The sequence below is a fragment of the Chitinispirillales bacterium ANBcel5 genome (assembly GCA_029688955.1).
Classification (GTDB): Bacteria; Fibrobacterota; Chitinivibrionia; order Chitinivibrionales; family Chitinispirillaceae; genus Cellulosispirillum; species Cellulosispirillum alkaliphilum.
This window is the reverse complement of record JARUKZ010000110.1, coordinates 1-1,206: the sequence shown is the minus strand read 5'-3', so window position 1 is coordinate 1,206 and position 1,206 is coordinate 1. Positions and strand designations below refer to the sequence as shown.

The window sequence follows — 1,206 nt, the reverse complement described above, 5'->3', positions numbered from 1 at the left end:
TCTCAATCCCACAGGGTTAAAATAAAAGTACATTTATTTTATAACAGAGTAAAGATATTTATACTTTTATTTTGCCAACCGTTGCGCGCTGAAATATTTTATTTGTAACACACTACTTTTAACAGGAGCGAACCTATGAAGTCATCATCAACGATTGTACCTATTAAAATGCCGGTTGCAGTGCTGGTACAGCAGGCATGTAATATGCACAAGCATTGTTACACCGACCTTGAAGCTGTTAAGAAAGCCGGGCTCGACATGTCGCTTGTAGACGCTATCCCTCAGCTTGTTTTGGATCTTTCCAAAGCTCAAAGCGATTGGCGACAGGTAAAAACCGATAGTGTATACAGAGGCAAAGAGCTTAAAAAGTACATTGCCGAGCTTTGTAAGTTTCGCACCGATCTTGCCCGGTCCATACGATTCGCGGCTAAGAAGGCCGGTTCTCATCTAAAAGTTCCCTACTATAAAACACGGAGTGGTGATAAGCTTAGCCAGCACTTAAATGATCTGGCGGTGATGGGCAGAAACAGAAAGTGGATGCTTAAAAAGATAAACTTCGACATGTCTGTTCTTGAAGAGGCGGTTGAGCACTCTTTTAACCTTACTGAGCAAATTATCTTCCGACGACAGAGCAAACCGAAAGATTCAAAAGAGCGAAAAGTGCGTGATGAGCTCTACTCTAAACTCTATACAATAGTAGAGGAGATACGCACCTGCGGTAAATTTGCCATGCGTAAGTCGATACGCAGAAAACTCTACGCAAACGCTTACTGGCGTCGCCCCAAACGAGGAAGGCCCCCAAAAGGGTATGAACAAAAGGCACAGAAAAGAGAGAACGTTCCTACTGCTGTGGTAACCTGTGATGAACCCACCTACACCCCACCAGTGGAACCCAAAAGCGCTAATCCCGGCCCGCCACCGGATAGTTAAGCACCCAAAAATCGTAACTGTACCATAAGCCCCCCCCTTTAAACTCCCTGGATTTCAGGGAACACAGCATTCCTGTACCCAATTGTGCCTTTTTTACTACAAAAACGAGGTGATTTAACCCCACAAAGTAGTTTTCTTCCCTTCTGAGCTATTTATTTTCCCTCACAAACCATTTTGCAGCACCAATGAACTAATTATTGGGCCCCCCGGATTATTTTTTTGGCCCCATTTCCTCTTTAATCCTCCTCCTGAGCCATTTTGCACTACCCGGGAAAA

Annotated in this window: 1 protein-coding gene; it reads left to right on the top strand. The window is 44.1% G+C overall.

Annotation, left to right across the window (positions count from 1 at the left end; genetic code table 11):
* Nucleotides 1-135 precede the first annotated feature (135 nt).
* The gene (locus QA601_18940) at nt 136-930 is read left to right on the top strand and encodes a hypothetical protein (GenBank protein MDG5817178.1); all 795 of its coding nucleotides are present in this window, start codon (nt 136-138) and stop codon (nt 928-930) included.
* The last annotated feature ends 276 nt before the right edge of the window (nt 931-1,206 follow it).

Bases quoted from the DNA above. Each gene is read 5' to 3' on its own strand.
- QA601_18940 (MDG5817178.1), top strand. From the start codon at position 136: ATGAAGTCATCATCAACGATTGTACCTATTAAAATGCCGGTTGCAGTG.